The sequence below is a fragment of the Mesorhizobium sp. M7A.F.Ca.CA.004.06.1.1 genome (assembly GCF_003999135.1).
Lineage (GTDB): Bacteria > Pseudomonadota > Alphaproteobacteria > Rhizobiales > Rhizobiaceae > Mesorhizobium.
Map to the genome: position 1 here is coordinate 1 of NZ_RZPQ01001090.1, position 1407 is coordinate 1407.

Annotated in this window: 3 protein-coding genes; 1 reads left to right on the plus strand and 2 read right to left on the minus strand. The window is 62.1% G+C overall.

Annotated features, from left to right (window positions below):
• Positions 1-368: SDR family NAD(P)-dependent oxidoreductase (locus tag EN906_RS34100; protein WP_127375777.1), on the minus strand; the 368-nt coding region annotated here is incomplete at its 3' end.
• Between the two features lie 173 nt (positions 369-541).
• Positions 542-820 carry an usg protein gene (locus EN906_RS34105; protein ID WP_127271604.1) on the minus strand — a complete coding sequence of 93 codons (279 nt, stop codon included), beginning with the start codon at positions 818-820 and terminating at the stop codon, positions 542-544.
• Positions 821-1152: 332 nt separating this feature from the next.
• Here EN906_RS34105 and EN906_RS34110 point away from each other — a divergent pair.
• A partial coding sequence (locus EN906_RS34110; RefSeq protein ID WP_164777604.1) for a co-chaperone GroES occupies positions 1153-1407 on the plus strand: 255 nt, incomplete at its 3' end.

Below are 1407 nucleotides of genomic sequence, written 5' to 3' on the forward strand. Positions count from 1 at the left end.
AGGAAGAACGGTGCCCGCGCGTTGACCGCGAACAGCGAGGCCCAGCCGTCGAGATCGGCGTCGAGGAACGAGGCCCGGTCGGTCAGCCCTGCGGCGTTGACCAGCGCATCGATGCGGCCGAAGCGCTCGATGCAGGCTTGCGTCAAAAGGGCAGGGGCCGCCGGGTCGGCGAGGTCCGCGGCGACGAAGACTGTCGGCGTGCCGAGCCGCGAAAGCTCTTCCGCCACGGCATCGCCGCGGGTCTTCTCGCGCCCGGTGACGAGCAGGCCGCCGGCGCCGCAGCGCGCCAGCGTCTCGGCGATGGCGCGGCCGATGCCTTGCGTCGAGCCGGTGACCAGCGCCACCTTGCCGTTGAGCTGAAGCTCCATTCCTCTTCCCCGCCTCGCATCTGGTTTCAGGCTAGCGCGGCAGGATCGTTTTACAACATGGAAATTGGAAATCCTGGAGCGGAGATTGTTGGCGCTGCGTGGGGCCGGCAAGAGCTTGCTCCAACGTCGTCGCTCCGGGGGCGAAGCAGGAGCGGAGTCCGTCCCAAAGACCTCTAGTGGACCGTGATGATGCCCTCGACGGCCCGCCATTCCGAAGGCTGGATGAGTCGATGATGAGCAATGCGGACCGAGTGCAGCGGACCGTCGAGTTCGCGCTCCCAATATTGGAGAAAGCCCTTGAGTTCGGGAAAGGCCGGAGCGAGATCATAGTCCTGCCAGACATAGAGCTGAAGCAGGCTCGGATGATCGGGCAGGTGATAGTGGATTTCGGCCGTCGTCAGGCCATAACCTTCCATTTGCAGGCGGAATTCGCTGCTGACCGTATCGGCCATGTCTTTCTCCTTCTCTCTCCGTTCAGGCCTCCAGCCCGCGATGTCCGTATTGAACTCGCCCGATGCCATGCCGGGACGATCGGTTCCTCTTCAAACAACGTCGCGAGAAGCTCGGGGGTTCCGAAAATAGCCGCGCCATAACAGTGCGTTGGCGCCCTTTCTGGTCGAATGGAAAAATTTTTTCGCCGGTCTCTTGAAACCGAAAAACGGCAAAACTAGCTCGATATGCGCCGCGATGCCTGACGAAGGGTCGGGGCGTTCCGCACCGGTCCGATATTGCCGGTTCGGTGCGGAGGAACCTCAAAAACCTGTTTGTCCACGAGGAGAACGACATGGCGTTCCGTCCATTGCATGACCGTATTCTGGTCCGCCGCCTTGAAGCCGAGGAGAAGACCTCCGGCGGCATCATCATCCCCGATACCGCAAAGGAAAAACCGCAGGAAGGTGAAGTGCTCGCCGTCGGTCCCGGCGCGCGCGACGACAGCGGCAAGCTTGTCGAACTCGATGTCAAGGTCGGCGACCGCATCCTGTTCGGCAAATGGTCCGGCACCGAAATCAAACTCGACGGCGAGGACCTGCTCATCATG

Bases quoted from the DNA above. Each gene is read 5' to 3' on its own strand.
- EN906_RS34105 (WP_127271604.1), bottom strand. From the start codon at position 820: ATGGCCGATACGGTCAGCAGCGAATTCCGCCTGCAAATGGAAGGTTAT.